We start from the raw sequence: 26,943 nt of genomic DNA, 5'->3' as shown, positions 1-26,943 counted from the left end.
GCGACGCGGGCGGCGGCGAATGACGGGTACGGGCGCCTCCGCCCACCGGCGGAGGCGCACACACGTGCGTTCGGGCCCGTTCGGGCGGTCACTCTGCTGTGAAGACGTCGTCTCTGGCTTGTTCCAATGCGGCGTGCAGGGCGCCTCGTAGGACCGGGTTTCCCTCCACTTCCGTTACCGCGACGGTGGGGCGGGTGGGGCTGATCCGGCCGACGATGCGTTCGATGCGGGTGGCGAGCGGTGCTCCGCCCGCGCGGCCGAGGCTGCCCGACAGCACGACGAGGCCCGGGTCGAGGACGATGTTCACCGAGGTCACGCCGTAGGAGATCCGGTTGGCGAGCTCGTCCAGGAAGGCGCCGCCGCGCTCCTCGTCCGCGGCGGCCGCGCGGACGCAGTCGACGGCGGTCGGCTCGGCGATGCCGTGCGCGTGCGCGAGCGCGCGGACCGCGTCCGCGCCGACCAGGGAGCCGTAGCCGCCGGCGAGGGCGGGCTTGCTCCAGGACGTGGACTCGGTGACGCCCTCGTCCTCGGGGCGCCGGGCCGTTCCCAGCGGAAGCGGGGCGCCGGGGACGGGCAGGTAGCCGATCTCGCCGGCGCCGCCGGAGCGGCCGCGGTGCAGCCGCCCGCCGAGCATCACCGAGAGGCCCATGCCGCGGTCGAACCACATCAGCGCGAAGTCGTCGGCGTCGCGGCCGGCGCCGTAGGCGCGCTCGGCGATCGCCGCGAGGTTGACGTCGTTCTCGATGGTCACCGGGCGGCGCAGGTCGGTCCGCAGGGCCGCGAGGACGCCCTCGTGCCAGGACGGCAGGTCGAACGAGAACTGCACGTCGCCGGAGCGCGGGTCGACGACGCCGGGCGTCCCGATGACGAAGGCGCTCAGTTTCGACAGCGCCACCTTCGCCGACCGGCACGCCTTGACGACGGCGCTGTGCACCATCTTCACCGGGTCGTCGGCGCCGTTCGGGTCGACGGTGACCTGGGCGGCGACGCCGCCGGTGATGTCGGCGACGCCCGCCGTGACGCCGTCGGGGCCGACCTCCAGGCCGGCGACGTAGGCGCTGGACGGCACCACCGCGTACAGGGCCGCGTTCGGGCCCCGGCCGCCGGCCTGCTCGCCGACGACCTCGACGAGCCCGCGCTCCTCCAGCCTGGACAGCAGCTGGGAGGCGGTGACCTTGGACAGCCCGGTACGCTCGCCGATCTGCGCGCGGGTCAGCGGGCCGTGCCCGACGAGCAGGTCCAGCGCCGCGCGGTCGTTCAGCTCACGCAGCAGCCGCGGCGTTCCCGGGCGTCTGGCCATGACGGCACCCCTCGATGTCTCAATCCGCTAACGGGCGGTTTTGTTTAGGAAAGTTTCTTGTTAGTTTACGCCCAAGCGCCAACCGGCCCGTACCCGGGAGGAGGGCGCGCGCAGAGCGCCGACTGGCGTGCAGGGCGCCCGCGAGCGATGCGCGGTGAGGGGGGCATGGATGGACCCTAAAGGGTCGGCCCGTGCTCCACTCGCAGCGCAGGCCACAAGGCCGCGTGAGGCGATGCCGGAAAGGATCCCCCAGTGAAGTACATCAGGATTGCGGCGGCCACGGCCGCGATCGCCCTGGCCGCCACGGCCTGCGGCGGCGGTGACGACAAGGACGAGTCCGGCGCGGGCAAGGACCCGGCGCAGCTCAAGGTCTGGATGATGGGCGACGGGACGCCCGAGCAGACCAAGTTCCTCGACGGCGTCGAGACCGAGTTCAAGCAGAAGCACCCGGGCACCGACGTCCAGATCAAGTACGTCCCGTGGCCGCAGGTCGCCACCACCTTCCAGAAGGCGGCGGCGGGCGGCGAGGGGCCCGACGTCACCGAGCTGGGCAACACCGACGTCCAGTCGCACATCGAGCAGGGCAGCCTGGCGGACATCACCGACCAGTACAACGGCTGGGCCGACGGCAAGACGCTCAACAAGACGGCCCTCGGCAACGACCAGGCCGACGGCAAGACCTACGCGGTGCCGTGGTACGGCGGCGTCCGGGCGGTCTGGTACCGGACGGACTGGTTCCAGGAGCTCGGCATCCAGCCGCCGAAGAACTGGGCCGAGCTGACCGCCGCCGCGAAGAAGGTCCAGGACGCCAAGAAGGTGCCCGGGATCGGCGCGCCCAGCGACCAGACGAACGCGCTCGTGAGCTTCATCTGGGGCAACGGGGGCGAGGTCGCCGTCAAGGAGGGCGGCAAGTGGGCGGGCAAGCTCGACCAGCCCCAGGCGGTCGAGGCCGTGAACTTCTACGCCGGCCTCGTCACCAAGGAGAAGGTCGCGCCCGAGAAGTACGTCGGCAAGAACGAGCTGGAGGGCCCGCAGCGCGACTTCGCGCTCGGCAAGCTCGGCATGTACATCGACGGGAGCTGGGCCCTGAAGGAGATGAAGAAGGTCTCCGACAAGGACGCCGGCAAGTGGGGCGTCTTCCCGATCCCGTCCAAGGCCGGGGGCAACGCCCCGGTCATGGCGGGCGGCTCCGACCTCGCCGTCTGGAAGGACAGCAAGGCCAAGAGCGCGGCGTTCGACTACATCACGGTGCTGAACAACGCCAAGAACGCCGCGGCGTGGGCGGACTACAGCGGCTTCTCGTCGATGCGCTCGGACGTGAAGTTCTCCGACCCGAAGCTCGCGATCTTCACCGAGATCGCCGGCAACACCAAGTTCACCCCGATCAGCGCGGGCTGGGGCGAGTTCGAGCAGGCCAAGAAGGTGCTGCCGAACGCCGTGAAGGCCATCATGCAGGGCAAGCCCGCCGACGGCGAGCTGAAGAAGGCCAACGAGCAGGCGAACACGCTGCTCAACCCGTAGGACCCGAGGGCCCGGCCGCGCGCGCCACCGCGGGCGGCGGCCGGGCCCCGCAGGCCACCCGTCCCCGCTGATCGGAACCGCGCCATGCTCGACACCGCTCCCGCGGTGCGCAGGGCGCCCGGCCGGACACCCTCCGGCCGGGCGCGCCAGCGCCGCAGGCCCCGCTTCGGGCCGTACCTGCTGATCGCGCCCACCGTGGTCGTGATCGCCGTGCTGATGTTCTGGCCCATGATCCAGATCGGGATCATGTCGTTCCAGAAGGTGGGCAACCGCCAGCTGCGCGGCGAGCCGGCCGAGTCGGTCGGCACCGAGAACTTCCGCACGATCTTCGACGACCCGTTCTTCTGGCAGACGCTCCGGCACACCGTCCTGTTCGCCGTGGTCGCGGTCACGCTGACCCTGGTGGTGGGGACGCTGGTCGGGCTGCTGCTCAACAAGCTCGGCAGGCGGATGTCGAGCTTCGTCGCGGGCGGCGTCATGGTCGCCTGGGCGACGCCGCCGGTCACCGCGGCGATCATCTTCACCTGGCTGTTCGGGACGACCGGCGGCCTCGTCAACTGGACCCTCGACCTGCTCCCGGACGTCCTCGTCGGCGGCGGCTGGGACGACTACAACTGGTTCGCCACGCCGCTGTCGGCGTACACGGTCCTGACCGTGTGCGTGGTGTGGCAGGCGTGCCCGTTCGTCGCCGTGTCGGTGCTGGCCGGGCTGAAGAGCGTGCCGGGCGAGCTGTACGAGGCGGCGCGGGTGGACGGGTCGGGCCCGTGGCGGACGTTCTGGCAGATCACCTATCCGATCCTCAAGCCGATCTTCCTGGTGCTGATCGTCATGTCGATCATCTGGGACTTCAAGGTGTTCACGCAGCTGTTCGTCATGGCCGGGATGGCGAACCGGGACTCGTTCAACCTGTCGCTGTACGCCTACTCCGAGGCGTTCGGCTCGCTGAACCCGAAGCTCGGCATGGGCTCGGCGATCGCGCTGGTGCTCACGCTGATCCTGCTCATCGTCACGGCCGTGTACGTGCGGGTCATGGTGCGTCAGGGGGAGACACGATGACGTCGTCGGCCAAGAGGACGATCAGGAAGGCGGCCCTGAACGGGACGGGCCTGCTCGTCTTCGCCCTCGCGGTGTTCCCCGTCTTCTGGATGGCCTCCACCGCGTTCAAGCCCAACAACGAGATCTTCAGCAGCACGCCGAAGCCGCTGCCGTCGCATCCCACGCTGGACCACTTCGACCTGGTGCTGAACGGCGGCATCGCCGAGGTGTCGTTCTGGCAGTACTTCGCCAACAGCGCGATCCTCGCGGTCGTCACCGTCGTGGCGTCGAGCCTGCTGGCGCTGATGGCGGCGGTCGCGGTCGCGCGGTTCCGCTTCCGGTTCCGCACCACGTTCCTGATCATGCTGCTGATCGTCCAGATGGTGCCGTGCGAGGCGCTGGTCATCCCGCTGTTCCTGGACCTCAAGCGGCTCGACCTGCTGAACAGCCTGCCCGGACTGGTGGTCGTCTACGTCGGGTTCGCGGCGCCGTTCGCCATCTGGATGCTGCGGGGCTTCGTCGCGGCCGTGCCGAAGGAGCTGGAGGAGGCCGCCGCGATCGACGGCGCCGGCCCGCTGCGGACGTTCTTCCGCGTCCTGCTCCCGCTGGTCGCGCCCGGCCTGGTCGCGACGAGCATCTTCTCGTTCATCACCGCGTGGAACGAGTTCATCTTCGCCTTCACGTTCCTGGACGACCAGGACAAGTACACCCTGCCGATCATGCTGCAGTTCTTCTTCGGCCGCAGCGGCAACGCCTGGGGGCCCATCATGGCAGCCTCGACGCTGCTCACCATTCCCGTCATCGCGTTCTTCCTGCTCGTCCAGCGCCGCATGGTGTCGGGCCTGACCGCCGGGGCGGTGAAGGGGTGAACGCCGACGAGATCGCGCGGCTCGCGCGCGGCACGCTGCTCCCGTCCTTCCCCGGGGCGACCGCGCCGGACTGGCTCCTGGACGAGCTGGAGGCGGGCCTCGGCGGGGTCACCCTGTTCGCCCTGACCGGGAACGTCCCGAGCCCGGAGTCGCTCGCCGCCCTCACCGCGCGGATGCGGAAGGCCGGCGACCCGCTCATCGCCATCGACGAGGAGGGCGGGGACGTCACGCGGCTCGGCGGGCACGCCACCGGCAGCCCGTACCCGGGCAACGCCGCGCTCGGCGCCGTGGACGACCCGGAGCTGACCCGGCGGGTGTACCGCTCGCTGGGCGCCGAGCTGGCCGAGGCCGGCGTCAACCTCAACTTCGCGCCCTCGGTGGACGTCAACACGGCCGACGACAACCCGGTCATCGGGACGCGGTCGTTCGGCCCGGACCCCGAGCTGGTCGCCCGGCACGCCTCCGCGGCCGTGACGGGCACCCAGGAGGCGGGCGTGGCGGCGTGCGCGAAGCACTTCCCCGGGCACGGGGCCACCGTGGAGGACTCCCACCTGTCCGTCCCGCTCGTCGACGCCGACCTGGAGCTGCTGGACCGCCGCGAGCTGGTCCCGTTCCGGGCGGCGATCGCGGCCGGCACCCGCGCGGTGATGACCGGGCACCTCAACCTGCCCTCGATCACCGGCGGGGTGCCGGCCACCCTCTCCCACGCGGCGATCACCGGGCTGCTGCGCGAGCGCCTCGGCTACCGGGGCGTGATCGTCACCGACGCGCTGGACATGGAGGGCGCGAGCGGCGAGATCGGCATCCCGGAGGCGTCCGTCCGGGCGCTGGCCGCGGGCGCGGACCTGCTGTGCCTCGGGCCGAACGAGCACGCCGAGACGGTGCGGGCCACGCTGGAGGCGATCACCGGCGCGGTCCGCGGGGGACGGCTGGCCCCGGAGCGGCTGGCGGACGCGGCGGAGCGCACCGCCGCGCTCCGGCGCTGGCTCGCCGGGCAGGTCCCGGCCGCCGTCGACCGTCCCGCCGGGCTGGAGGCGGCCCGGCGCGCGATCCGCGTGACGGGCTCGCTGCCGGGCTGGAACGGGTCCCCGCCGCTCGTGGTGGAGCTGAAGGCGGGCGGCAACATCGCGGTGGGGCCGACGCCCTGGGGGCTGAGCCCGTGGGCGCCCGACGCCGTCCGGGCGGACGGGGCCGCGGGCGAGGCCGGACGTGTGCTGGAACGTGCCACGGGACGCGGCCTGGTCGTCGTGCTCCGCGACGCGCACCGGCACGCCGACCAGCGCGCGCTCGCCGGCGCCCTCCTGGCGGCCCGCCCGGACACGGTCGTGGTGGAGATGGGCCTGCCGGTCTGGCGGCCCGGGTCCGCCGCCTACCTCGCGACCTACGGCGCCGCCGCCGCCAACGCCCAAGCCGCCGCCGAGCTCCTCGGCCTGACCGGAACCTCCTGACCCGCCTCCCCCGCCCCGGATCCCCGTGATCCGACGCGGGTCCGACCTCTGACCGGAACCCCCTGACCGTCCCCCTGACCACCCCCTGACCGTTACCCGGCCGTGCGGCGCACCGCACGGCCGGAGGGGTCCGCGCCGCCCGATCGAACGAAGTTCACCGGCGTCCCGCCGCCCTCATGGCGGGCGTCCCCGAGGGGACGAACCGCCGGTCGGCGCGCCTGCGGGAGGGCCGCGCGGCCCTCGCCCCGCTCGCCGGGACGGGGGCCGGCGGGAGCGAGTAAGCCCAACCAGTCCGGTCGGCAAGGGATAATACGAAGCATGCGATTGTCCGCCCGGGTCGACTACGCGCTGCGTGCCGCCGCGGAGCTGGCGGTGGCCGGAAGTCATCCGGTGACCGCGGTCCAGCTCGCCGAGGCCCAGCAGATCCCGCCGAAATTCCTCGAGAACATCCTCGGCCAGCTGCGCCGCTCCGGACTCGTCCGGAGCCAGCGGGGCCCCGAGGGCGGCTACTGGCTGGCGAGGCAGGCCGAGCAGATCTCCCTCGCCGACATCATCCGCGCGATCGACGGGCCGCTGCTCGGCGTCCGCGGCGAGCGGCCGGAACACGTCGGGTACGAGGGTCCCGCACGCTCCCTCCAGGAGGTGTGGATCGCGCTGCGCGCGAGCGAGCGGTCCATCCTCGAATCGGTGACGCTCGCGCACATCGCCTCCGGAGAGCTCCCGGAGCCCGTCCGCAAGCTCACCGAGGATCCCTCCGCATGGGAGAGCCCCTCGTTCATATGATGGAGTGAATCCCGGGGGCCGTCCCAGGAGGGGACGGAGGTGACGCCGAGGTGCCCGAGGGGGACGTCGTCTGGCTGGCCGCCCGGCGCCTGCACGAGGCGCTCGCCGGGCGGAGGCTGGCGCGCTCCGACTTCCGGGTCCCCCGCCTCGCCACGGCCGACCTGCGCGGCCGGACGGTCCTCGCGGCGGTGTCGCGGGGCAAGCACATCCTGGTGCGGGTCGAGGGCGGCCTGACCGTCCACACGCACCTGCTCATGGAGGGCCGCTGGCAGATCCGCCGGACCGGTCCCGTCCCCCGCGACCACCGGGTCAGGCTCGTCCTCGCGAACGCCGAATGGCAGGCGGTCGGCTACTCGCTCGGCCTCGTCGAGCTGCTGCGCACCGCCGAGGAGGACAAGGCCGTCGGCCACCTCGGGCCCGACCTGCTCGCCCCGGACTGGGGCGCCGAGCTCGCCGCCGAGGCCGTCATGCGGCTGGACGAGCGGCCGGACCGCGCCATCGGGGAGGCGCTGCTCGACCAGGGCGTCCTCGCCGGGATCGGCAACGTCTACAAGGCCGAGATCCTGTTCCTGCGCGGCGTCAACCCCTGGACGCCCGTCGCGGACGTCCCCGACCTCCCCGCGATGGTGGAGCTCTCCCACCGCCTCCTGGAGGCCAACAAGGAGCGGCACGGCCACATCACCACGGGCGACCTCCGGCGCGGCCACGAGCACTGGGTGTACGGGCGCTCCGGGCGGCCGTGCCGGCGGTGCGGCGCCCGCATCATGCGGGCCGCGCAGGCGTCGGACGTCGGCGACCGGGTGACGTTCTGGTGCCCGCGCTGCCAGCCCGCCGCCGGGACCCCCGGCCCCTGAGGCCGCCCTGAGCGACCCTGGGGCTGGCGCGCGGGCGCGAGCGGCCGGAAGGGGCGCGGTATGCGGGTCATGACGTGGAACGTGTGGTGGCGGTTCCAGGCGTGGGACGAGCGGCGCCACGCGCTCCTCGCCGTCCTGCGCGACGAGGCCCCCGACATCGTGGGCCTCCAGGAGGTCTGGGGGCGCGGCGGCGACAACCTCGCGGCCTGGCTCGCCGACGCGCTCGGCATGCGCTGGACGTGGGCCCCGTTCGACCCGCGCGAACGGTGGCGCGAGCGCGTCGAGCGGTGGGGGTTCGACGTCGGGGTGGCCGTCCTCAGCCGCTGGCCGATCGCCGACCGCGCCGCCGTGGAGCTGCCCGCGGCCGGCGGCCAGGACGACGGCCGGATGGCCCTGCACGCGCTCGTCGACGCCCCGGGGCACCGCGTCCCGTTCTTCACCACGCACCTGAACGGCGCTCCGGGCGAGTCGGCGGTCCGCTGCGCGCAGGTGCGGGCGCTGGCCGCCTTCGTCGCCGAGCGCCGCGCGGGCACGGCCTTCCCCGCCGTCGTCACCGGCGACTTCAACGCCTGGCCCGACTCCGACGAGATGCGGCTGCTCGGCGGCTACCGGACGCGCCCGGCCGTCCCGGGCCAGGTCCTCATCGACGCCTGGGAGTACGCGCCGCCGGGCACGCCGGCCGCCACCTGGGACGCCGCGAACCCGCACACCGCGCCGCACGGCTCGTGCGGGGTCCGGATCGACTACGTCCACGTGGGGCTGCCGGGACCGCGGTCCCTCGGACGGGTCCGGGCGGTGCGGCGCGCCGGGACCGGTCCGGTCGACGGCGTCTGGCCGTCCGACCACACGGCGGTCGTCGCCGACCTGCACCATCCCGCCGCGCCCGCCCCCGAGCCGGGACGGGCGGTCAGCGGACGGTCATCCGGCCCCCGGCCACGGTGAGAGCCGCCTGCGGACCGCCCTCACCGCAGTGCGGCCCGTTCGGGAACGTGGCCTTCGGGGTGAGGTCGATCCGGCGGTCGAGGACCGTGCGGCCGCGGGCGTCGCGGAGCACGAGGACGGCCCGCACCGGCGCCTTCGGCAGGCCGGTGACCTGAGCGAAACCGGTCTTGCCCCCGTCCGGCGACGAGACCGCCCCGCAGGCGGCGTCCGGTCCGTCGCCGTCGCAACCCGCCGGCACGGCGGTCGAGGACGGGCGGAGTTCGAGCGCGGGCTCGCGGCACGTCCCGTCCCAGCAGACCCTCAGCGACGCCGAGGACACCCGTGCGGCGTCGGGAGCCCGCACGCTGAGGCCGATGCCGGGCGCGGAGCCGATCGCCGTGCAGGGGCGTTCCGCGCCGAGCGTCCCGGAGCCGCACGCGGCCAGGGCGAGCAGCGCGGCGGGGAGCGCGAGGGCCTTCGGGAGGGTCGCCATCCCCCATCATCGGCACGGCGCGGCCCGCCGCGGGCCCGAAACACGGAAAGGCCCCGGTCCAGGGACCGGGGCCGTTCCGTCACCGGGCTCGCGCCCGTGCGCCGAGGATCGCCGCGGCGCGCCGGGTGGAACCGGCGGGATCAGGTCTGCGCCTGGAACATCCAGTGCTGCTTCTCCAGCTCGGCGGTGATGCTGATCAGGAGGTCCTGGCTCACGGGGTCGGGCTCGTCGAGGGCCTCGATGCGCTCCCGGAACCGGCCGATGATCTGGCTCAGGACGTCGGTGATCGCGGCGACGACCTTGTCGTCGTCCAGGTAGCCCGCCTCAAGCTGCGGGATGTCGGTACGGTCGGCGACCGTGCGGGAACGGCCGTCGGGGTTCGCGCCGATCGCCACGGCGCGCTCGGCGACGTCGTCCTGGCTCTGCCGGGCCAGGTCGACGACCTCGTCGAGGTGCTCGTGCACGACCTTGAAGTTGCGGCCGGTCAGGTTCCAGTGCGCCTGCTTGGCCACGAGCGCGAGATCTATCAGATCGACGAGGGACGCCTGGAGCGCCTCCGCGACCGTCTTCTTGGACTCCTCGGACAGGGGGCTCTTGACCGCCGCCATCTCTCGGCTCCTTCCGCGTCATTACGGTTATCCGCTACAACGTGGAAGGCATCCCCTCGTATGCCGCGTCTATGCGTGAGACCGCGCACACCCGCGGTCCCCGTCGGGCAAAGAACGCGTCCGGCGATCAGGCGGCGACCATGTCCGGGCGGAAGTCCCCGGTGATCTCCTCGGGCGTCTCCGGAATGCTCTCGGCGGCGATCCGCTCGTGCTCCGGCGGCGCGCCCGCCATGACGGGCTCGTGCTGGAGCTCGGCGAGCGCCAGTTGATCCGCGACTTCCCTGAGCACGTGCGACAGCGGGACGCCCAGGGCCTTGCAGATCGAGGAGAGCAGTTCGGAGGAGGCCTCTTTCTGCCCGCGCTCGACCTCGGACAGGTATCCGAGGGAAACCCGCGCCGCCGCGGAGACCTCACGGAGGGTGCGTCCCTGGCGCAGCCGCAGCTGCCGCAGTACGTCACCGAGCAGCTGGCGAAGCAGGACCATCGTCTCGCTCCCTCCCTCAGTTCGGACCATCTGCCGGTTCCACCGTACCCGGCTTGACGGCGGCCGTGGCAGACCGTTGATTTCGTGTTCGCTCGGAACGTAACGCTGTAATCAACCGCGATCTTCCCGATCTTCCCGAGCGTCCCCGGTGCCGGCCTCCGCGTCAAGCCCCAGCAGCGTGCGTCTGAGCAGTTCAAGCGCGTGCACCACGGTCATCCGCCGGAGGACCGCGCGGATCTCCGGACCGGACCCGGGCACGGGCAGTCTCGGACCGACCACGGTAGGCGAGTTTCCAGGTCCGGCCACACCGATGTAGACCGTTCCCACGGGACGGCCGTCCTGCGGCTCCGGACCCGCGACCCCCGTGACGGCCAGCCCGTAGCCGGCGCCGAGCCGGTCCCGGACACCGGCGGCCATCGCCGCGGCCACGTCCGGATGGACGGCGCCGTGCTCGGCGAGCAGATCCTCCGGGACGCCGAGCAGGCGCGCCTTCAGCTCCGTCGCGTACGTCACCATGCCGCCCGCGAACGTGGCGGACGAACCGGGCATCGCGGTCAGCTCCGCGCCGATCAGCCCGCCGGTCAGCGACTCCGCGACCGCGACCGTCGCCGAGCGCTCCGCCAGCAGCCGGTGCACGACCCGGTCCAGCGTCTCGTCCTCCGCCCCGTACACCACCGGCCCGAGCAGTTCCCGGACGCGGGCCTCGGCCGCGGCGAGCCGCCCGGCCGCGTCCGGCGCGGCGGCCGTGATCCGGATCTTCACCTCGCCCGGCTCTGGCAGGTAGGCGAGCTTCACGCCTTCCATCGCCTCGACCTCGGCGAGCCGCGTCGCGACGACGGACTCCCAGATCCCGGCGGTCCGCAGCGTGCGGCGCGCCACCGCGGGCAGCCCGGCGCGCGCGGCCAGCTCCGGCAGGACCACCTCGTCCACGATGGTGCGCATCTCGAACGGGACGCCGGGCAGCGCGTAGACCGTGCCGCCGGGCAGCTCGACGCGCAGGCCCGGCGCGGTCCCGGCGGAGTTGCGCAGCAGCCCGGCCCCCTCGGGCACCTCCGCCATCCGGAACGCCATGGCCTGCAACTCGCGCCCGGACGCCGCGGCCCGCTCCCGGAGCCGCCGCTCCAGCCCCGCGTCCCGGACGAGCGGGACCCCGGCCGCCTTCGCGAGCGCGTCGCGGGTGAGGTCGTCGTAGGTGGGCCCGAGGCCCCCCGTCGTGATCACGGCGTCCGCCCGGCCCAGCGCGGCCGTCACGGCCTCGATGATGACGTCCGTCTCGTCGCCGACGACGACGCTCCGCGTGACGTCGACCCCCGAGTCGGCGAGCCGCCGCCCGAGCCACGCCGCGTTCCCGTTGATCGTGTCGCCGAGGAGCAGCTCGTCCCCGACCGTGAGCAGTTCGACCCGCATCGCGCCCCCATCCTCACCCGGTCCGCGCACCGAATCTACAGCGCACCGCCCCGGCCCCGACGGACCGGCGGCCGCTCCGGTTGACCGGAGATCGCGACCGCAACAGGACGCGCCCCGCTCCCGCCGAAAGGGAACGCGCCAGCGGGCCGCACCGCCGCATAACGCTTTTCACTCGCCACGAAATGGGCGAACCGCGCATTGTGTCCCGGATCAAGATGGTGTCGCCCATGCACGTGGACGGGAGCGCGACCAAAGCGCACATCGGCGGCGCCCGCCACCTCCTTACCATTGTCCCGGGGTCCTACTCCGGCCAGCGGCCCCGGCCATAGTGTGAATCAGAACTCATTTGCCACGGCGCGAGGCACGGCCAATTCCAGGGATAATCGACTCGGGGTCCGAAGACCGGGCCGCGGGACCACGACCGGGGTGGGCGTGGCCCCGCGGCCCTTTTTATTGCAGTGCCCTCGGCGTCGGGCCTTGGCGGCCCTCCTTCAACGGGCACTGCGGCGATCGCTGGCATCGCTCCGGCTCGCCTGGCGGCTCACTGCGCGATCAGATCCTCGCAAGCTCGGATCTGGCTTCGCACGCGATCGCAGCGCCCCCGCCCCCACGAAGCATGACCACTCACACACGCGCATCCCCGGCACCGTGCGACCGTCCGCACCGCGCCATCCCCCGGCACCGCACCACCCCCGCACCGCGCGACTCTTGGCATCGGGCCATCGTTTGTGCGGTGTGATCGCCGGTGGCGTGCCTGTCTGCCTTGCTTGCGGCGCACCCGGGCGGGTGGGGCTGGGTTTCGGTGTGGGTGGGCCTTATGGGCGGGATAGGCGGCGTAGGACGGATCCGCAGCGGCGGGCGTAGGCGCGTTGGGCCACTGGGAGGAGTGGGCCCGCTAGGCGTGCCGCTGTTCCTGCTGGGCGGCTGAACGCGGTTACCGTCAGCCATACGTCGCCTTCGTCGTCCAGGTGGACGACGAAGGCCTCTTCGCCGATCTCCGGGTGGCCGGGCAGTGTCCCGTACGCCCAGCCGGCGCGGCGTTCCTCGTCGCGGGTCCAGTCGATTCGGCAGGGCGCCTTCACGCGGAAGGGGCCGATGCCCAGGCCGATCTCGACGCTCACGCCTGGCGCGGCGCGGGGGGCGGAGGCGTTCACGCGGACGGGCAGTGCGCGGTGCATCCAGAACTCCATGAGCGCGTCGGTCGCGTTTCGCATGACCGCCGGTCCCTGGCCCACGAGGGTCCGCACGCGCAGATGGCTGTAGCCGTCCGGGCGGTCGGCGTTGTAGGTGGCGCCGACCTCGGCGTACGTGAAGTCCTGCGCGTTCATCTCGCCAGCATGCCGTAGGTCGGCGCGAGCTGACGAATCCAGCTCCGGAATCCTCCTTGCCTCTGGTCGGTGTTGGTATCGGTTAGCGATTGCTAGCGATCGGTGTACGATTCGCCCATGGATCGTGGTCGGGTGCAGGTTGGGCTGCGGATGATCGCGCGCGGCTTCGAGGAGCTGGCCGCCGCGCTCGACGAACCCGGCGAGCCGGACGAGGCCGAGCGGACCGCTCGGGTCATCCGGGACTGGGGACGTCGCGGGCTCACCAAGGAGGAGGCGTCCGCGCTGTTCCGGCGGCACGGGTTCGCCCCGCAGACCACGGGCGGCTGGACGCGCGGCGACTGGGTCGAGATCGGTGGGGACGGGCTGCGTTACCTCACCGCGAAGTCGCACGGCTGGCTCGCGGAGCGGGAGGGATCGTGAAGGAGCCGTTCACGGTGCGGGTCACCGTCCGCGCCTACGAGCTGGACACTCAGGGGCACCTCAACAGCGCCGTCTACCACCAGTACGGCGACCATGCCCGGTGGGAGTGCCTGCGCGCCGCCGGCGTCTCGGTGGACGAGCTGATCGCCACCGGGGTCGGGCCGGTGACGCTGGAGAACACCATCCGCTACCACCGCGAGCTGCGCGCGGGTGACGACGTGGACATCACGTGCACGTTCGCTTGGGGCGAGGGCAGGACGTTTCGGATAAAGCAGGAGCTTCGCCGGGCCGACGGCGCGCTGGCGGCGGAGATCAGCAGTGTGGGCGGGCTGATGGATCTGGCGGAGCGGCGGCTCGTGCCCGATCCCGGTGAGCGCTGGCGCGCCCTGGCCGCGGCTCCGGAGCTTCTCGGCCTCTAGGACTCGTCGCCGGAGCGGGCGGTGCGGCGCATCTTCCACGCCTGGACCACGTAGTCCAGGCCGGTGACGACCGTGACGACCAGGGCCGCGCCCATCGTCACCCAGCGGACGGGGTCGAGGGGGCCGGGCAGGATGTAGAAGCCGATCGCGAAGACCTGGAGCATCGTCTTCAGCTTGCCGCCCTTGCTGGCCGGGATCACGCCGTAGCGGATCACGACGAACCGCATGAGCGTGATGCCGATCTCGCGGACCATGATGGCGGCGGTCACCCACCACCAGAGCTCCCCCATGATCGACAGGCTGACCAGGGCCGCGCCGGTGAGGGCCTTGTCGGCGATCGGGTCGGCGATCTTGCCGAAGTCGGTGACCAGCCCGCGGGCACGGGCGATATCGCCGTCGATCTTGTCGGTGATCGAGGCGACGGCGAAGACGGCGAACGCGGCGAGGCGCCAGCCGGTGCCGTCCATGAACAGCAGCCAGACGAACGCGGGGACCAGGACGATGCGGGCGAGGGTCAGCGCGTTCGCGACGTTGTAGACGCTCGCCGGGGGCGGGTCCGGCGCGCCGGCGACCGGTTCCGGCGAACCGGCGATCATGACAGGTCCGCGACGAGGTCGACGCCGTCGCTGCCGGTCACCCGGGCCGTGACGATCTCGCCGAGGGCGAGGCCGGCGCCGCGGACGAGGACGGTCCCGTCGACCTCGGGCGCCTGGTGCTCGGCGCGCCCCTCGAAGGCGTCGCCGGCCTTGTCCTCCAGGAGGACGCGGACCTCCGTGCCGATGCGGTCCTCGGCGCGCTGGGCGGTGAGCTCCTCGGCGAGGCTCGACAGCTCCTCGACGCGGCGGGCGACCTCGGCCGGGTCGAGCTTGCCGTCCAGGTTCGCGGCCTCGGTGCCGTCCTCGTCGGAGTAGCCGAACACGCCGATCGCGTCGAGCCGGGCGGCGGACAGGAACGCGGCGAGCTCCTCGAAGTCGTCCTCGGACTCGCCGGGGAAGCCCACGATGAAGTTGGACCGCACGCCGGCCTCGGGGGCGAGCGCGCGGATCTGCGCGAGCAGGTCGAGGAACCGCTCGCGGTCGCCGAACCGCCGCATCGAGCGCAGCACCGGGCCGCTCGCGTGCTGGAACGACAGGTCGAAGTAGGGGGCGACGCCGGGCGTGCCGCAGATCGCCTCGATGAGCCCCGGACGGGTCTCGGCGGGCTGGAGGTAGCTGACCCGGACGCGTTCGATCCCGTCCACCGAGGCGAGGCCGGGCAGGAGCTTCTCCAGCGCGCGCAGGTCGCCGAGGTCCTTGCCGTAGGACGTGGAGTTCTCGCTGACGAGGACCAGCTCGCGGACGCCGTGCCCGGCGAGCCAGCGGGCCTCCTCCAGCACCTCCGCCGGGGGGCGGGAGACGTAGGCGCCGCGGAAGGCGGGGATCGCGCAGAACGTGCAGCGCCGGTCGCAGCCGGACGCGAGCTTCAGCGGGGCGACCGGGCCGCCGCCGAGGCGCCGCCGCAGCACCCGGGGGCCGGACGCGGGCGCGATCCCGTCAGGGAGGTCGGTGCCGCCGTGGCCCGGGATCGCTACGCCCGGGGCGGACGTGCGTTCCACCGGGCTGATCGGCAGCAGGGTCCGGCGGTCGCGCGGGGTGTGGGCCTCGTGGGCGCGCCCGGCCATCACGTCGTCGAGGCGCTCGCCGATCGCCGTGTAGTCGTCGAAGCCGATGACCGCGTGGGCCTCGGGGAGGGCCTCGGCCAGCTCCCGGCCGTACCGCTCGGCCATGCAGCCCGCCGCGACGACCTTCGCGCCCGAGTCGTGCGCGGCCAGCAGCGTGTCGATGGAGTCCTTCTTGGCGGCCTCGATGAAGCCGCACGTGTTGACGACCACGACGTCGGCGGCGCCGGAGTCCTCGGCCAGGTCCCAGCCCGCGTCCTCGATGCGTGCGGCGAGCTCCTCGGAGTCGACCTCGTTGCGGGCGCAGCCGAGCGTGATGAGTGAGACCTTGCGGCGAGTGGACATCCCCCTAAGGTAATGGGCGCGGGCCGTGGCGCCGACCAGCGGCCGCCCTTTCGCGGGGCCGCTCAGGTCGTCGCGGGGTCGTTGCGGTCGAAGCTGAGCTGCTGCACGCCCTTGCCCTGCCCGGGCGCGCCGATGTCCTTGCCGTTGACGGTCAGCCGCACGCTGCCGCCCACGCCGATCACGACGCTGATCTTCTTCTTGGCGGTCCAGCGCCGCTCCTGGCCGGCGCGGAGGACGCCGTTGTACAGCGTGGTGCCCTTGTCGCCGCGCACGCTGAACCAGGTGGTGCGCCTGGCCTTGACGCGCAGCTCCACGTTCCGGCGCGGCGCCGCGACCGGCGCGCCGGTCTTCGGCGGGGCGGCGGCGGACGGGCGGGGCGCGGCGGGCGCGGCCGGGGTCCCGGCGACCTGCTGGGCGGTGCGCTGCTCGCGTCCGCCGCCGTGCCCGATGACCTGGACGATGCCGTAGATCACGACGAGGGCGAGGGCGAGCGCCATCGCGGCGCTCCAGTTCGGGGACCGGCGCTCGCGGAACGCGACGGGCTGCTCGGGCTCGAAGGCCGAGGCGGCCGAGAGGGGTTGCGGGGCGCCGCCGTGCGCGGCGTCGAACTCGCTGACCAGCGGTTCCGGGTCGATGCCGATGACGCGGGAGACGCTGCGGATGTGGCCGCGGGCGTAGAAGTTGCCGCCGCACGCGGAGAAGTCGTCGGACTCCATGCCCCGGATGACGGTCTCCCGGATCCGGGTCTGGAGACTCACCTGGGTCACCGAGAGACCGGCCTGCTGACGCTGCTTCGCCAAGGTCTCACCGATGCTCACGCCGAGCCTCCTTCGAGCGCGTCCATGACCGACCCCACACTCCTGCGACACCAGTCTAGAAACCGCAATGCCCGCTGAGCGACAGGCAACACGTTGGAAACTGGGCAAGATTTCGCATCATTCCGGCATCCTCTCGCCCGCCAGGCTCCCACCCGAAGGGAACCGGCGGCGCTCCGCCACGGAACCGCCGTGGAACGTTCCGCCGAACAGAATCCGACAATATTCTCAAATAGTTACGGTCGTCCCCGCCGACCCGCCGGTCAGCCGCCGCCGCGGAGCTCGGCGAGCACGCCGGGCAGATCGTCGGGTTTGACCAGCACGTCGCGGGCCTTGGAGCCCTCGCTCGGGCCGACGATGTCGCGGCTCTCCATCAGGTCCATGAGGCGCCCCGCCTTGGCGAAGCCGACCCGCAGCTTGCGCTGGAGCATCGAGGTGGACCCGAACTGCGTGGAGACGACCAGCTCGATCGCCTGGACCAGCAGGTCCATGTCGTCGCCGATCTCCTCGTCGATCTCCTTCTTCGGCCCGCCGGAGGCGGCGACGTCCTCCCGGTAGACCGCCTCCATCTGCGCCTTGCAGTGCTCGACGATCCCGTGGATCTCCTTCTCCGCCACGTAGGCGTTCTGGATCCGCATGGGCTTGCTGGCGCCCATCGGGAGGAACAGCGCGTCGCCCTGGCCGACGAGCTTCTCCGCGCCCGGCTGGTCGAGGATGACGCGGCTGTCGGCGAGCGAGGACGTCGCGAACGCCAGCCGGGACGGGACGTTGGCCTTGATCAGCCCGGTCACGACGTCCACGGACGGGCGCTGCGTGGCCAGCACGAGGTGGATCCCCGCGGCGCGCGCGAGCTGGGTGATGCGGACGACCGAGTCCTCGACGTCGCGGGGGGCGACCATCATCAGGTCGGCGAGCTCGTCCACGATCACGAGCATGTACGGGTAGGGGGTGTAGACGCGCTCGCTGCCGGGCGGGGCGGTGAGCTTGCCCGCCTTGACGGCCTTGTTGAAGTCGTCGATGTGCCGGAACCCGGACGCGGCGAGGTCGTCGTAGCGGCGGTCCATCTCGCCGACGACCCAGTCGAGGGCCTCGGCGGCCTTCTTCGGGTTGGTGATGATCGGGGTGATCAGGTGCGGGATGCCCTGGTACATCGTCAGCTCGACCCGCTTCGGGTCGACGAGGATCATCCGGACCTCGTCCGGGGTGGCCCGCATCAGGACCGAGGTGATGAGGCCGTTGATGCAGGTCGACTTGCCCGCGCCGGTGGCGCCCGCGATGAGGATGTGCGGCATCTTGGCGAGGTTGGCGACCACCGTGCGGCCCTCGACGTCCTTGCCGAGCCCGACGATCATCGGGTGGTGCTCGTTCGTCGCGGCGGGCGAGCGCAGCACGTCGCCGAGGCTGACGATGTCCTTGTCGACGTTGGGGATCTCGACGCCGATCGCCGACTTGCCGGGGATCGGGGAGATGATCCGCACGTCCGCGCTCTTCACCGCGTAGGCGATGTTCTTGGTGAGCGCGGTGACCTTCTCGACCTTGACCGCGGGGCCGAGCTCGATCTCGTAGCGGGTGATCGTCGGGCCGCGGGTGAAGCCGGTGACCTGCGCGTCGATGTCGAACTGCTCCAGCACGCCGCTGAGCGCGTTGACGACGGTGTCGTTGGCCTTGGTGCGGGGCTTGGCGACGCTGCCCGGGCGCAGCGCGGACGGGTCGGGCAGCAGGTAGATCTCGCCGGACGACGACAGCGGGAGCTGCTCGGAGCTGCGCGGCGCGGGCGTCGGGTCGGGCACCTCGGGCGCTTCGGGCGGGGCCTCGTGGACCTCGGCGGGAGGGGGCGGCGGCAGCTCCTCGTCGACCGGCGGCGCGGGCGGCGGCACGTCGCCGCCGAACGGGTCGGGCTCGAACAGCTCGTCGGCGAGGTCGCGCTGCGGGCGGGCCCCCTTCTTGGCGCCGTCCTCCAGGAGGGGCGTGTCGTACGGCTTGGAGTGCTCGCCGACCTCCAGCTCGCCGTCGGCACCCTCTGTCGCGTCCTTCGCGTTCTTGGCCTTGCTCCGCCGCTTCTTCGGCGCCTTCTCGGCGTCCGCCGCGTCCTCGGTCCCGGACGGGCGCTCGGGACGGCCCTGGAGGGTCGCGACGGCCCAGAGGTCCGCGCAGCGCTCGGGCACCTTCGCGATCGGCGTCGCGGTGATCACCAGCAGCCCGAAGAAGGACAGCAGGAGCAGCAGCGGGACCGCCACCCAGGCGCTCAGCCCGGCCACGAGCGGCGCCGAGACGAGCCAGCCGACCACCCCGCCCGCACCGCGCACCGCCTTGATGTGGTCGGCCGGGGACGGCACGCCCGCGGCGATGTGCAGGATGCCGAGCACCCCGACGCCGAGGGCCGTGCAGCCGATCACGACGCGGCCGGTGTCCTCCGACTGCTCGGGGTGGCGGAGCGTCTGCCACGCCAGCAGGGCCAGCAGGACGGGCAGCACCATCGCCATGATGCCGAGCCCGCCGCGCGCGACCTTCTCCAGCGCGACCGTGACGACGCCGTCGGGGCGGAACCAGGTGACCGAGGCCAGCACGATGGACGAGCCGAGCAGCGCCAGGCCGAGCCCGTCGCGCCGGTGCTCGGGGTCGAGGTTGCGGGCGCTCGTGCCGTAGGCGCGGAACACCGAGCCCACGGTGACGGCGGCGAGCTGGTAGAGCTTGACCAGCAGTTGGACGAACGCCATCGTGAGCTGGACGATCGGGTGCTAGGCCTCGACGCTGCGGACGGAGACGTCGCGCATGTCGGGGTCGCGGGCGGCGTGCAGGTGGAGTTCGAGGTTAGCGATCTGCTCGGGGCCGTAGGCGAGGTCGACGACGGCCTTCTCGACGTGGTCGGCGGCCTGGACGGGTTCGACGTCGGCGTCGGCGAGGGCCGTCAGGTAGGCGGTGATGCGGGCGATCTCGTCGTCGACGAAGGTGCGGAGGGCCTCGCGGAGCAGGTCGCCCTGGCTCGGGAAGTGGTAGGTCAGGGAGCCGAGGGAGACGCCGGCCGTGCGGGCGACGGCCCGGTTGGTCACGGCGCCGATGCCCTTCTCGCCGATCAGGCGGAGGGTGGCCTTCAGGATCTGGTCGCGGGCGCTCATCGGGGCTCAGTCTTCCGTAGGTGGAGCGGGTTCGCTATCGTTCGTTCGAACGAACGATAGCGGAGGTGCGCGTGCGAGGGCTCGCGGAGCAGGCGGAGGCGCTCGCCAGGGGCGAGGTCTCGTCGAGTGATCTGGTGGAGACCTCGCTTGAGGCGATCGGGCGCCAGGAGAGTCTGGGGGCGTTCCGGGTCGTCCGGACGGAGGCCGCCGGGTCGGAGGCGCTGCGGGCCGACAAGCGGCTGGCGGAGGGGGAGCGGCTGCCGCTGCTGGGAGTGCCGGTCGCGATCAAGGACGACACGGACCTGGCGGGGGAGACGACGCCGTTCGCGGTACGGGGGGACCACCGGGTCGCGGTGCGGGACGCGGAGGTCGTCCGGAAGCTGCGGGCCGCCGGGGCGATCATCGTGGGGAAGACCACGACGTGCGAGGTCGGGCTGTGGCCGTTCAGCGAGTCGGTCGGGTTCGGGTGCGCGCGGAATCCGTGGAATCCGGAGTACACGCCCGGCGGATCGTCGGGGGGTAGCGCGGCGGCGGTGGCGGCGGGGATGGTCGCGGGTGCCGTGGGGTCGGACGGGGCCGGGTCGATCCGGATTCCGGCCGCCTGGACGGGGCTCGTGGGGATCAAGCCGCAGCGGGGGAGGGTGTCCGGGTATCCGCGGACGGATCCGTTCAACGGGATCACGGTGTGGGGTCCGCTGGCGAGGTGTGTCCGGGACGCGGCTCTGCTGCTGGACGTCATCAGTGGGAGCCATCCCGATGACGCGTATCAGATTGAGAGGCCACTCCGGTCTTTCCAGGAGGCCGCGCGAAGGGATCCGGGGAGGTTGCGGATCGCGCTTTCGTTCCGGACGGCGTTCGGGGTGAGCGGGAGGCTCGATCCTGAGATCCGGGCCGCGGTCGAGCGGTTGGCGCGACGGTTGACGGAGTTGGGGCACCGGGTGTTTCCGGCGGATCCCGACTATGGGCTTGTGGGGCTCGGGTTGATTCCGCGGGGGACGGCGGGTGTCGCCGATGTCCTGGACGCGATGCCCAACGCTCAGCCGGAGGCCCGTACGCAGGTGGAGGCGCAGATCGGGCGGTTGGTGGGGCGGCGGCTGCTGCCTTTGGCGAAGCGTATGGAGCCGTATCTGCATCGGAAGGTCGGGCGCATCTTCCGGTATGCCGATGTGGTGCTCACGCCTACGACGGCCAAGCCGCCATTGAAGGTCGGTGCGTTCGACGGGTGGGGGTATCAGAAGACGCAGTCGGCGTCGGCGAGCGCGTGTCCGTATGCGTGGCCGTGGAATGTGCTCGGGTGGCCGGGGATCAACGTGCCCGCCGGGTTCACGAAGAGTGGTCTGCCGATCGGGGCGCAGTTGCTCGGGCGCGACTCCGATGAGGCGACGCTTATCTCGCTGGCCGCGCAGCTGGAGAAGGTCGAGGGGTGGGCCGAGAGGTCCGCGTAGAGAGGCCCGTGGCGGGCCGCCGGCGCGGGGGTCCATCCGTCGCCGGCGGCCTGTCACGTCAGTAGCCGGCGCCGGTGAGCATGCCGCCGTCGACGAGGACCTCGCTGCCGGTGCAGTAGGACGAGTCGTCCGACGCGAGGTAGGCGACGAGGCCGGAGACCTCGGTGGTGTTGCCCATCCGGCCGAGGGGGAGCGCCCTCATGAACGCCTCGGCGCTGTCGGCGGTGTTGGCGACGACGTCCTCCTGGAGGGACATCGAGGTGAGGACGCCGCCGGGGTGGATCGAGTTGACGCGGATGCCGTGCGGGCCGAGCTCGCGGGCGGCGGACTTGGTGAGGCCGCGGACGGCGAACTTGCTGGCGCTGTAGGCGGCGAGGCCGGACGCGCCGACGAAGCCCTCCGTGGACGAGACGTTGACGATCGAGCCGCCGCCGGCCTCGCGGAGGGCGGGCGTCACCGACTTGATGCCGAGCCACTGGCCGACGAGGTTGACGTCGAGGATCTGCCGGAACTCGTCGACGGACATCTCGTCGATGGTCTTGTGGCGGATGATCCCGGCGTTGTTGACGAGGACGTGGAGCGCGCCGAACGTCGTGGTGGCCGTCTCGACGGCGCGCTGCCAGTCGGCCGGGTCGGTGACGTCCATGCGGACGAAGCGCACATCTGGGCCGAGTTCGGCGGCGAGCTTCGCGCCCTGCTCCTCCAGGACGTCGCCGAACACGACCTTGGCGCCCTCGGCGACGAACCGCCTGACGTGGGACTTGCCCATGCCGCGCGCGCCGCCGGTGATCAGCGCCACCTTGCCGTCAAGCTGCCCCATCAACGCTCCTCTTGCCCGCGGCCACCGCGGCTGCGGCGGCCTCCATGGTCCGGTACACCGGCACGCCGGCCCTTCTGGCGATCTCCCGGGCGTCGTCGGTCACGCCGGGCGGCGCGTACTCGCCGTTCCGGATGACGAAAGTGACCCGGGTGCCCGGGAGGTCGTTCTGAAGGTCCCCGATGGCGCGTGCGTAGTCCAGCAGCGCGTCGGCGCTGTCGCCGTAGGTGAAGAAGCTCTGCGCGTTCAGGTGCGCGACCACGTCGGCGAACGGGCGCTCGGCGGTGATCGCGGCGACGGCGCGGCGGACGAGGCCGGGGTCGCCGCCGGGGCCGACGGGGATCTCCAGGGGGTTGGCGAGGGAGCTGCCCGCGCCGAGGCCGAGGGCGCGCAGGGAGTCGCGGGCCGGGTCGGGGAGTCCGGCGAGGTCGAGGCCGGCGCGGTCGAAGACGTCGGCGGCGAGGACGGACGCGCCGCCGCTCGGGCCGATGACGAGGACGTCGGGCGTTCCGGGGGCCTCGCGGCCGTGCTGGAGGTCGAGGAGGTCGAGCGCGCCGATCAGGTCGTCCTGGCTGGTGACGAGGGTGACGCCGGTCTGGCGGGCGAGGGCGGTCCAGACGCGGTCGTCGCCGATCATGCCGCCGGTGTGGGACGCGGCGGCGCGGCGGCCCTGGCGGCTGCGGCCGCCGACGAGGGCGACGACGGGTTTGCGCAGGTCGCGGAGGGCCTCGAACAGGCCGCGGCCGTCGCGGGGGTCCTCCAGGTAGAGGCCGATCGTGGTGGTGCCGGGGTCGGACGCCAGGTAGCGCAGCAGTTCGGCGGGGGTGACGTCGGCGCTGTTTCCGACGGTCGCGACCTTGGAGAACGCGAGGCCGCGGTGCTCGCCGACCCGGATGACCTCGCCGGCGAGGCCGCCGCTCTGCGAGATGACGGCGATGCGGCCGGGGCGTCCGGGGGTGCCGCCGAGGAAGGTCTGGCCGCCGGCGGGCGCGTAGACGCCCATGCAGTTGGGGCCGAGGAGCCGGACGCCGGCCGCGCGGGCGGCGGCGGTGAGGTCCCGTTCGAGTTCGGGGTGGCCCATCTCGGCGAACCCGCCGCTCATCACCTGGACGAACGGAATGCCCGCCGCGCTGCGGACGACGTCGGCGCACCGGTCGGCGGGGACGGCGACCAGCGCGTAGTCGATGTCCGGGCCCGCGTCGGCCAGGGACGGGACGCAAGGGACGCCGTCGATCTCAGGCGCGGTGGGGTGGACGGTGACGAGCCGTCCGGTGAAGCCGGCCGCCCTGTAGAAGCGGAGGAACATGTTTCCGAAGTTCGGCTTCTTCGTGGACGCCCCCACGACGGCGATCCCGCGCGGGGCGAACAGGCGGTCGAAGTCGGAAGGGGCGGGCGTCGGCGCGGGAGGCGGCGCGGGGTCCGACAGCGCGGCCTCGTCCGGGCCGATGAGGCGGGCGTCGACCGCGACCGCGCCGGACGGGCCGCAGATGACCGGGTTCAGCTCGAACTCGGTGAGGCGGTCGCCGAGTGTGTCGACGATCCCGCCCGGGCCGCCGACCGCGAGGAGGACCTTGACCAGGGCGTCCTTGTCGATCGGCGGGGTGCCGCGGAAGCCGTCGAGGAGGGCGGCGGCGCGCAGCTCGTCCAGCATCGCGCGGGCGTCGTCCTCGGTGATGGGGCACAGGCGGAGCGAGGTGTCGCGGAGCACCTCCGTCCAGACGCCGCCGAGCCCGGCGAGCAGGACGGGCCCGAACGCGGGGTCGCGGACGGCGCCGACGATCACCTCGACGCCCGCGGCGGCCTGCTCCTCGACGAGGAAGCCGTCGGGGACGATCCCGGCGGAGGCGAGCGCGGCCCGCATCTCCGCGGCGGCGTCGGCGGCGGCGAGCGCGGAGGTCAGGCCGAGGCGGACGGCGCCCGCGTCGCTCTTGTGGACGAGCGCGGGGCCGTACGCCTTCACCGCGAGCGGCGGCGTCAGGTCCGCGGCGGCGGCCTCGACCGCGTCCGGGCCGGGGACGGCCGCGCCGCGCGGCACGGCGATCCCGAAGCCGGAGATCCACGCCTTGACGGCGTGTTCGGGCAGTGTGGTCATTCGCATCCTCGCGCGTCGGGTCCGAAGGCGTGCCGACCCGCCGGCCGAGGGGTCGCTGCGACCGGCGGGCGGCTTCTCACACGCGGTCCGCGTACCGGTCGCGGATGCCGCGGCGGAGCAGCTTGCCGGGGCCGCCGGACGCGTCCTGCGTATGCGGGAGCTCGTCGGCGACGACGACCGCGTCGGGCGCCTGGTGGGCGGGCAGCCGGGACGCGAGCGCGGACCGGACCTCCTCGCCGGACAGGGACGCGCCGGAGCGCGGCACGACCGCGAGGAGGATCCTCTGCTCGACGGCGTCCTGCCCCTCGGGGTGCGCGGGGACGCCGACCACGCCGGCCTCGGCGACGCCGTCGACCTCGATCGCGGCCTCCTCGATCTGCGCGGGCTGCGACCACTGGCCGCCCTTGAGGATGGAGTCCTCGCGGCGGCCGAGCACGTAGACGAAGCCGTCCTCGTCCATGCGGCCGAGGTCGCCGCCGACGTACCAGCCGTCGTGGAGCACCTCGGCGGTCTTGTCGGGCAGGCCGTCGTAGCCGGCCATGACGTTGGGGCCGCTGAGGTTGATCTCGCCGACCTCGCCGACGACGCGGTTCCCCTTCGGGTCGGTGATCCGCACCGCGCACGACATGCGGGCCCGTCCGGAGGAGGAGATGTCCTGGCTGCCGTCGTCCTGGCGCCCGAAGCAGGTGTAGGGCGCCTCGGTCTGCCCGTAGTAGCTGTAGATCGCGGCGTCCGGCATCCGCTTCATGATGCGCTCGCGCAGCCCCGGCAGCAGCGGCTCGCCGCCCAGCACGATCGCCCTGAGCGACGACAGGTCGGCGTCCTCGTGGTCGTCGGAGCCGAGCAGCGCGGAGAAGAAGCTCGGGATCAGGCTGACGTGCGTGACCTTCTCGCGCGGGACGACCTTGAGGAAGTTGGCCGGGCCCCAGTCCTGCTCCAGGACGAGCGTCATGCCCGCGTAGAACGCGGGGCCGACGAGGGCGGGGAAGCCGATGCCCCAGATGATCGCGCCGGTGCCCATGACGGAGTCCTGGTCGCGGTCCACGTCCAGCCAGATCTGCGCGGACGCGAGCGAGCTGAAGTGGGTGTGCATGACGGCCTTCGGCAGCCCCGTCGTGCCGGACGTGTAGAACAGCGCCAGCAGGTCGTTGCCGAACCCGCCGAGCGGCGGCTCGGCCTCGCTCGCGCCGTCGGCGAGCGCGTCGAGGTCCACGGTCCCGTCGGCGGGGCCGCCGACGCGCAGCCACAGTTTCACGTTCGGCAGGTCCGCGCGGATCGCGTCGACCAGCCCGTCCACGGTCGCGTCGTACACGAACGCGGTGCACTCGGACCGCTCGACGACCTGCCGCAGCGTGTCGGCGGGCCAGTAGGGGTTGAGCGCGGCGACGGTCGAGCCGATCTTCATCTGCGCGAGGTAGACCTCGGCGACGTGCAGGGTCTCGTTCATCAGCGACGCGACGCGGGTGCCGGGCGCGACCCCGGCGGCGAGCAGCGCGTGCGCGACGCGGTTGACCTTGCGGTTGAGCTGGTCGTAGGTGAAGCTCTGGTCGCCGCAGTAGGTCAGCGCCGTCTTGTCCGGCGTGCGCAGCGCGTTCGCGGTGAGGATCGCGTAGGCGTAGTTGCTGAAGGGGGAGTTCTCTCGCGCCACGGCTCGGCTCCTTCGACTCCGGCTGGGGTGGGGACGGGCGGCGGGGGACGGAACGCGTTGTGAACGGGAGCGTCAGCGCGGCCTCACGGGAGGCTCGCGTAGAGCACGAACGGGTTGCCGGACGGGTCGCGCAGCACGGCGCGGATCTCGTGCGGCCCCTCCTCCGGGCCGCGGACGAGCGTCGCCCCCGCCGCGGTGAGCGACTCGGTCGTCGCGCGGACGTCCTCGACCTTGAACGACGCCGCGGGCACGCCGCCGGTGACGTCCTCCTCCGGCCCGGCGATCGCGAACGTCGTCCCGCCGCCGTCCAGGGCCGCGAACCTGTCGTCGTCCTGGAACTTCACCTGGAGGCCGAGGGCGTCGCGGTAGAAGCGGACCGCCTCGTCCACGTCCTTGGCGCTGTAGAGGACGTTGCCTATGCGGGTCATGCTGCGGGCCTCCAGTGGGGCATAGGACCGAAACCTTCGAGGTCGGCGAAGTGGACCTCGACGGGCATGCCCACCCGGACGTCCTCGGGCGGGCAGCCGGTGACGTCGCCGAACACCCGGGCGCCCTCGGGCAGGTCGATCCAGGCGACGGCGTACGGGGTGGCGAATCCGGGCAGGAACGTGCGGTGGACGACGCTGAAGGTGTGCACGGCGCCGCGTCCGCCGACCGTCTCGTAGCGGAGCTCGGCGCCGCCGCAGTAGGGGCAGCTCGGCTCGGGGAAGTGGACGAACCGCCCGCAGCCCGAGCAGCGCTGGAGCGCCAGCTCACCGCGCCGGCAGGCGTCCCAGTAGGGGGCCGTCAGCGGGCTCGGCGTCGGGGCGGGGCGCGGCTGGTCCATCGCCAGCCAACCTAGCGCACGCTTGGTTAGTGGACAAGGGTCCGGATCACGGTCCGCCACCGCCGTCGGGGGGCCGTCCACCGGTCCGGAGGCCGTCGAAGAGCAGGGCGAGCATCCGCCCCGCGTACGCGGCGGGCTCGGGGGCGCGCTCGGCGGCGATGCCGATCGCGTTGGCGAGCCGCAGCAGGTCGCGGGCGTCGACGTCGGCGCGGACGGTCCCCGCGTCCTGGGCGCGGGCGAGCAGCCGGGCGGTCGCGTCGCAGATCGCCCGGGCCGGGCCGCCGAGCGCGGT

At 72.9% G+C, this 26,943-nt stretch carries 27 protein-coding genes; 10 read left to right on the top strand and 17 right to left on the bottom strand.

The genetic code is table 11. The features are described 5' to 3' along the window. Positions 1-88 precede the first annotated feature (88 nt). Positions 89-1,300, bottom strand: coding sequence for an ROK family transcriptional regulator (locus E1300_RS05230; RefSeq protein ID WP_131755729.1), 1,212 nt, complete (start codon positions 1,298-1,300; stop codon positions 89-91). Between the two features lie 252 nt (positions 1,301-1,552). On the opposite strand from E1300_RS05230, the gene E1300_RS05225 reads away from it, so the two are divergent. The 7 genes from E1300_RS05225 to E1300_RS05195 all read left to right on the top strand — a co-directional run bounded on the left by E1300_RS05225 (position 1,553) and on the right by E1300_RS05195 (position 8,752). Further along, on the top strand, positions 1,553-2,821 hold the full coding sequence (locus E1300_RS05225) for an extracellular solute-binding protein (protein WP_131755728.1): 1,269 nt from the start codon (positions 1,553-1,555) through the stop codon (positions 2,819-2,821). A gap of 84 nt (positions 2,822-2,905) precedes the next feature. After that, positions 2,906-3,877: a carbohydrate ABC transporter permease gene (locus tag E1300_RS05220; protein ID WP_131755727.1), complete on the top strand. Its 972-nt coding sequence runs from the start codon at positions 2,906-2,908 to the stop codon at positions 3,875-3,877. Further along, positions 3,874-4,725, top strand: a complete 852-nt coding sequence (locus tag E1300_RS05215) for a carbohydrate ABC transporter permease (protein WP_131755726.1) — start codon at positions 3,874-3,876, stop codon at positions 4,723-4,725. The genes E1300_RS05220 and E1300_RS05215 overlap by 4 nt, the downstream gene beginning before the upstream one ends. After that, the gene (locus E1300_RS05210; protein WP_131755725.1) at positions 4,722-6,173 is read left to right on the top strand and encodes a glycoside hydrolase family 3 protein; all 1,452 of its coding nucleotides are present in this window, start codon (positions 4,722-4,724) and stop codon (positions 6,171-6,173) included. The genes E1300_RS05215 and E1300_RS05210 overlap by 4 nt, the downstream gene beginning before the upstream one ends. 318 nt (positions 6,174-6,491) lie before the next feature. Next, positions 6,492-6,956, top strand: a complete 465-nt coding sequence (locus E1300_RS05205) for an RrF2 family transcriptional regulator (RefSeq protein WP_131755724.1) — start codon at positions 6,492-6,494, stop codon at positions 6,954-6,956. Between the two features lie 50 nt (positions 6,957-7,006). Beyond that, positions 7,007-7,810 (top strand): DNA-formamidopyrimidine glycosylase family protein, encoded by an 804-nt coding sequence (locus E1300_RS05200; protein ID WP_131755723.1) that lies wholly within the window; start codon positions 7,007-7,009, stop codon positions 7,808-7,810. A 60-nt stretch (positions 7,811-7,870) separates the two neighbouring features. Beyond that, entirely contained in the window at positions 7,871-8,752 is an 882-nt protein-coding gene (locus E1300_RS05195; protein ID WP_131755722.1) for an endonuclease/exonuclease/phosphatase family protein, read from the top strand. Here E1300_RS05195 and E1300_RS05190 read toward each other — a convergent pair. From E1300_RS05190 to E1300_RS05170, 5 genes are all read right to left on the bottom strand, one after another. Then, positions 8,718-9,224: a hypothetical protein gene (locus E1300_RS05190; RefSeq protein WP_131755721.1), complete on the bottom strand. Its 507-nt coding sequence runs from the start codon at positions 9,222-9,224 to the stop codon at positions 8,718-8,720. The two genes, E1300_RS05195 and E1300_RS05190, sit on opposite strands and share 35 nt — an antisense overlap. A gap of 140 nt (positions 9,225-9,364) precedes the next feature. Continuing rightward, positions 9,365-9,832 (bottom strand): Dps family protein, encoded by a 468-nt coding sequence (locus tag E1300_RS05185; RefSeq protein WP_131755720.1) that lies wholly within the window; start codon positions 9,830-9,832, stop codon positions 9,365-9,367. Positions 9,833-9,959: 127 nt separating this feature from the next. Then, on the bottom strand, positions 9,960-10,316 hold the full coding sequence (locus tag E1300_RS05180) for a helix-turn-helix domain-containing protein (RefSeq protein WP_131755719.1): 357 nt from the start codon (positions 10,314-10,316) through the stop codon (positions 9,960-9,962). Between the two features lie 111 nt (positions 10,317-10,427). Further along, complete coding sequence (locus tag E1300_RS05175) at positions 10,428-11,723, bottom strand: CinA family nicotinamide mononucleotide deamidase-related protein (RefSeq protein WP_131755718.1); 1,296 nt, start codon at positions 11,721-11,723, stop codon at positions 10,428-10,430. Positions 11,724-12,538: 815 nt separating this feature from the next. Then, the gene (locus E1300_RS05170) at positions 12,539-13,051 is read right to left on the bottom strand and encodes a DUF1990 domain-containing protein (protein WP_131755717.1); all 513 of its coding nucleotides are present in this window, start codon (positions 13,049-13,051) and stop codon (positions 12,539-12,541) included. 117 nt (positions 13,052-13,168) lie between these two features. Here E1300_RS05170 and E1300_RS05165 point away from each other — a divergent pair, with 117 nt between their 5' ends. Together E1300_RS05165 and E1300_RS05160 are read left to right on the top strand one after the other, a co-directional pair. Further along, positions 13,169-13,471 carry a hypothetical protein gene (locus tag E1300_RS05165; RefSeq protein ID WP_131755716.1) on the top strand — a complete coding sequence of 101 codons (303 nt, stop codon included), beginning with the start codon at positions 13,169-13,171 and terminating at the stop codon, positions 13,469-13,471. After that, positions 13,468-13,890, top strand: coding sequence for an acyl-CoA thioesterase (locus E1300_RS05160; protein ID WP_131755715.1), 423 nt, complete (start codon positions 13,468-13,470; stop codon positions 13,888-13,890). Before E1300_RS05165 ends, E1300_RS05160 begins: the two co-directional genes overlap by 4 nt. Here the strand turns inward: E1300_RS05160 and E1300_RS05155 are convergent. The 5 genes from E1300_RS05155 to E1300_RS05135 all read right to left on the bottom strand — a co-directional run bounded on the left by E1300_RS05155 (position 13,887) and on the right by E1300_RS05135 (position 19,823). Next, a complete protein-coding gene (locus tag E1300_RS05155; RefSeq protein WP_131755714.1) occupies positions 13,887-14,486 on the bottom strand; it encodes a CDP-alcohol phosphatidyltransferase family protein in 600 nt (199 codons plus the stop codon). The two genes, E1300_RS05160 and E1300_RS05155, sit on opposite strands and share 4 nt — an antisense overlap. After that, positions 14,483-15,892 carry a 30S ribosomal protein S12 methylthiotransferase RimO gene (rimO, locus tag E1300_RS05150; RefSeq protein WP_131755713.1) on the bottom strand — a complete coding sequence of 470 codons (1,410 nt, stop codon included), beginning with the start codon at positions 15,890-15,892 and terminating at the stop codon, positions 14,483-14,485. Before rimO ends, E1300_RS05155 begins: the two co-directional genes overlap by 4 nt. Before the next feature lie 62 nt (positions 15,893-15,954). After that, complete coding sequence (locus E1300_RS05145) at positions 15,955-16,710, bottom strand: helix-turn-helix domain-containing protein (RefSeq protein ID WP_131755712.1); 756 nt, start codon at positions 16,708-16,710, stop codon at positions 15,955-15,957. Positions 16,711-16,970: 260 nt separating this feature from the next. After that, positions 16,971-19,424, bottom strand: coding sequence for a DNA translocase FtsK (locus tag E1300_RS05140; protein WP_131755711.1), 2,454 nt, complete (start codon positions 19,422-19,424; stop codon positions 16,971-16,973). Positions 19,425-19,445: 21 nt separating this feature from the next. Then, on the bottom strand, positions 19,446-19,823 hold the full coding sequence (locus tag E1300_RS05135; RefSeq protein ID WP_131755710.1) for a TetR/AcrR family transcriptional regulator: 378 nt from the start codon (positions 19,821-19,823) through the stop codon (positions 19,446-19,448). 20 nt (positions 19,824-19,843) lie between these two features. Here E1300_RS05135 and E1300_RS05130 point away from each other — a divergent pair, with 20 nt between their 5' ends. Then, entirely contained in the window at positions 19,844-21,268 is a 1,425-nt protein-coding gene (locus tag E1300_RS05130) for an amidase (RefSeq protein ID WP_242618950.1), read from the top strand. 58 nt (positions 21,269-21,326) lie between these two features. Here the strand turns inward: E1300_RS05130 and E1300_RS05125 are convergent, their stop codons facing one another. From E1300_RS05125 to E1300_RS49830, 6 genes are all read right to left on the bottom strand, one after another. Next, positions 21,327-22,088: a glucose 1-dehydrogenase gene (locus tag E1300_RS05125; RefSeq protein ID WP_131755709.1), complete on the bottom strand. Its 762-nt coding sequence runs from the start codon at positions 22,086-22,088 to the stop codon at positions 21,327-21,329. After that, a complete protein-coding gene (locus E1300_RS05120) occupies positions 22,075-24,177 on the bottom strand; it encodes an acetate--CoA ligase family protein (protein WP_131755708.1) in 2,103 nt (700 codons plus the stop codon). The genes E1300_RS05125 and E1300_RS05120 overlap by 14 nt, the downstream gene beginning before the upstream one ends. Positions 24,178-24,253: 76 nt before the next feature. Further along, complete coding sequence (locus E1300_RS05115; RefSeq protein WP_131755707.1) at positions 24,254-25,825, bottom strand: class I adenylate-forming enzyme family protein; 1,572 nt, start codon at positions 25,823-25,825, stop codon at positions 24,254-24,256. Positions 25,826-25,908: 83 nt separating this feature from the next. Beyond that, positions 25,909-26,253, bottom strand: coding sequence for a VOC family protein (locus tag E1300_RS05110; RefSeq protein ID WP_131755706.1), 345 nt, complete (start codon positions 26,251-26,253; stop codon positions 25,909-25,911). Then, entirely contained in the window at positions 26,250-26,651 is a 402-nt protein-coding gene (locus E1300_RS05105) for a Zn-ribbon domain-containing OB-fold protein (RefSeq protein ID WP_131755705.1), read from the bottom strand. The genes E1300_RS05110 and E1300_RS05105 overlap by 4 nt, the downstream gene beginning before the upstream one ends. Positions 26,652-26,697: 46 nt before the next feature. Beyond that, the coding region (locus E1300_RS49830) for an SbtR family transcriptional regulator (protein WP_442316418.1) at positions 26,698-26,943 on the bottom strand (246 nt) is incomplete at its 5' end.

The organism is Actinomadura fibrosa (assembly GCF_900659615.1).
GTDB lineage: Bacteria > Actinomycetota > Actinomycetes > Streptosporangiales > Streptosporangiaceae > Spirillospora > Spirillospora fibrosa.
Note: the sequence above shows the minus strand (reverse complement) of the source record. Positions and strands in the feature narration are given on the sequence as shown.

Excerpts from the sequence above, each read along its gene's own strand:
- E1300_RS05170 (WP_131755717.1), bottom strand. The coding sequence starts at position 13,051 with ATGAACGCGCAGGACTTCACGTACGCCGAGGTCGGCGCCACCTACAAC.
- E1300_RS05215 (WP_131755726.1), top strand. The coding sequence starts at position 3,874 with ATGACGTCGTCGGCCAAGAGGACGATCAGGAAGGCGGCCCTGAACGGG.
- E1300_RS05185 (WP_131755720.1), bottom strand. The coding sequence starts at position 9,832 with ATGGCGGCGGTCAAGAGCCCCCTGTCCGAGGAGTCCAAGAAGACGGTC.
- E1300_RS05220 (WP_131755727.1), top strand. The coding sequence starts at position 2,906 with ATGCTCGACACCGCTCCCGCGGTGCGCAGGGCGCCCGGCCGGACACCC.
- E1300_RS05190 (WP_131755721.1), bottom strand. The coding sequence starts at position 9,224 with ATGGCGACCCTCCCGAAGGCCCTCGCGCTCCCCGCCGCGCTGCTCGCC.
- E1300_RS05135 (WP_131755710.1), bottom strand. The coding sequence starts at position 19,823 with ATGAGCGCCCGCGACCAGATCCTGAAGGCCACCCTCCGCCTGATCGGC.
- E1300_RS05125 (WP_131755709.1), bottom strand. The coding sequence starts at position 22,088 with ATGGGGCAGCTTGACGGCAAGGTGGCGCTGATCACCGGCGGCGCGCGC.
- E1300_RS05180 (WP_131755719.1), bottom strand. The coding sequence starts at position 10,316 with ATGGTCCTGCTTCGCCAGCTGCTCGGTGACGTACTGCGGCAGCTGCGG.
- E1300_RS05105 (WP_131755705.1), bottom strand. The coding sequence starts at position 26,651 with ATGGACCAGCCGCGCCCCGCCCCGACGCCGAGCCCGCTGACGGCCCCC.
- E1300_RS05165 (WP_131755716.1), top strand. The coding sequence starts at position 13,169 with ATGGATCGTGGTCGGGTGCAGGTTGGGCTGCGGATGATCGCGCGCGGC.
- E1300_RS05175 (WP_131755718.1), bottom strand. The coding sequence starts at position 11,723 with ATGCGGGTCGAACTGCTCACGGTCGGGGACGAGCTGCTCCTCGGCGAC.
- E1300_RS05230 (WP_131755729.1), bottom strand. The coding sequence starts at position 1,300 with ATGGCCAGACGCCCGGGAACGCCGCGGCTGCTGCGTGAGCTGAACGAC.
- E1300_RS05195 (WP_131755722.1), top strand. The coding sequence starts at position 7,871 with ATGCGGGTCATGACGTGGAACGTGTGGTGGCGGTTCCAGGCGTGGGAC.
- rimO (WP_131755713.1), bottom strand. The coding sequence starts at position 15,892 with ATGTCCACTCGCCGCAAGGTCTCACTCATCACGCTCGGCTGCGCCCGC.
- E1300_RS05120 (WP_131755708.1), bottom strand. The coding sequence starts at position 24,177 with ATGACCACACTGCCCGAACACGCCGTCAAGGCGTGGATCTCCGGCTTC.
- E1300_RS05155 (WP_131755714.1), bottom strand. The coding sequence starts at position 14,486 with ATGATCGCCGGTTCGCCGGAACCGGTCGCCGGCGCGCCGGACCCGCCC.
- E1300_RS05110 (WP_131755706.1), bottom strand. The coding sequence starts at position 26,253 with ATGACCCGCATAGGCAACGTCCTCTACAGCGCCAAGGACGTGGACGAG.
- E1300_RS05140 (WP_131755711.1), bottom strand. The coding sequence starts at position 19,424 with ATGGCGTTCGTCCAACTGCTGGTCAAGCTCTACCAGCTCGCCGCCGTC.
- E1300_RS05205 (WP_131755724.1), top strand. The coding sequence starts at position 6,492 with ATGCGATTGTCCGCCCGGGTCGACTACGCGCTGCGTGCCGCCGCGGAG.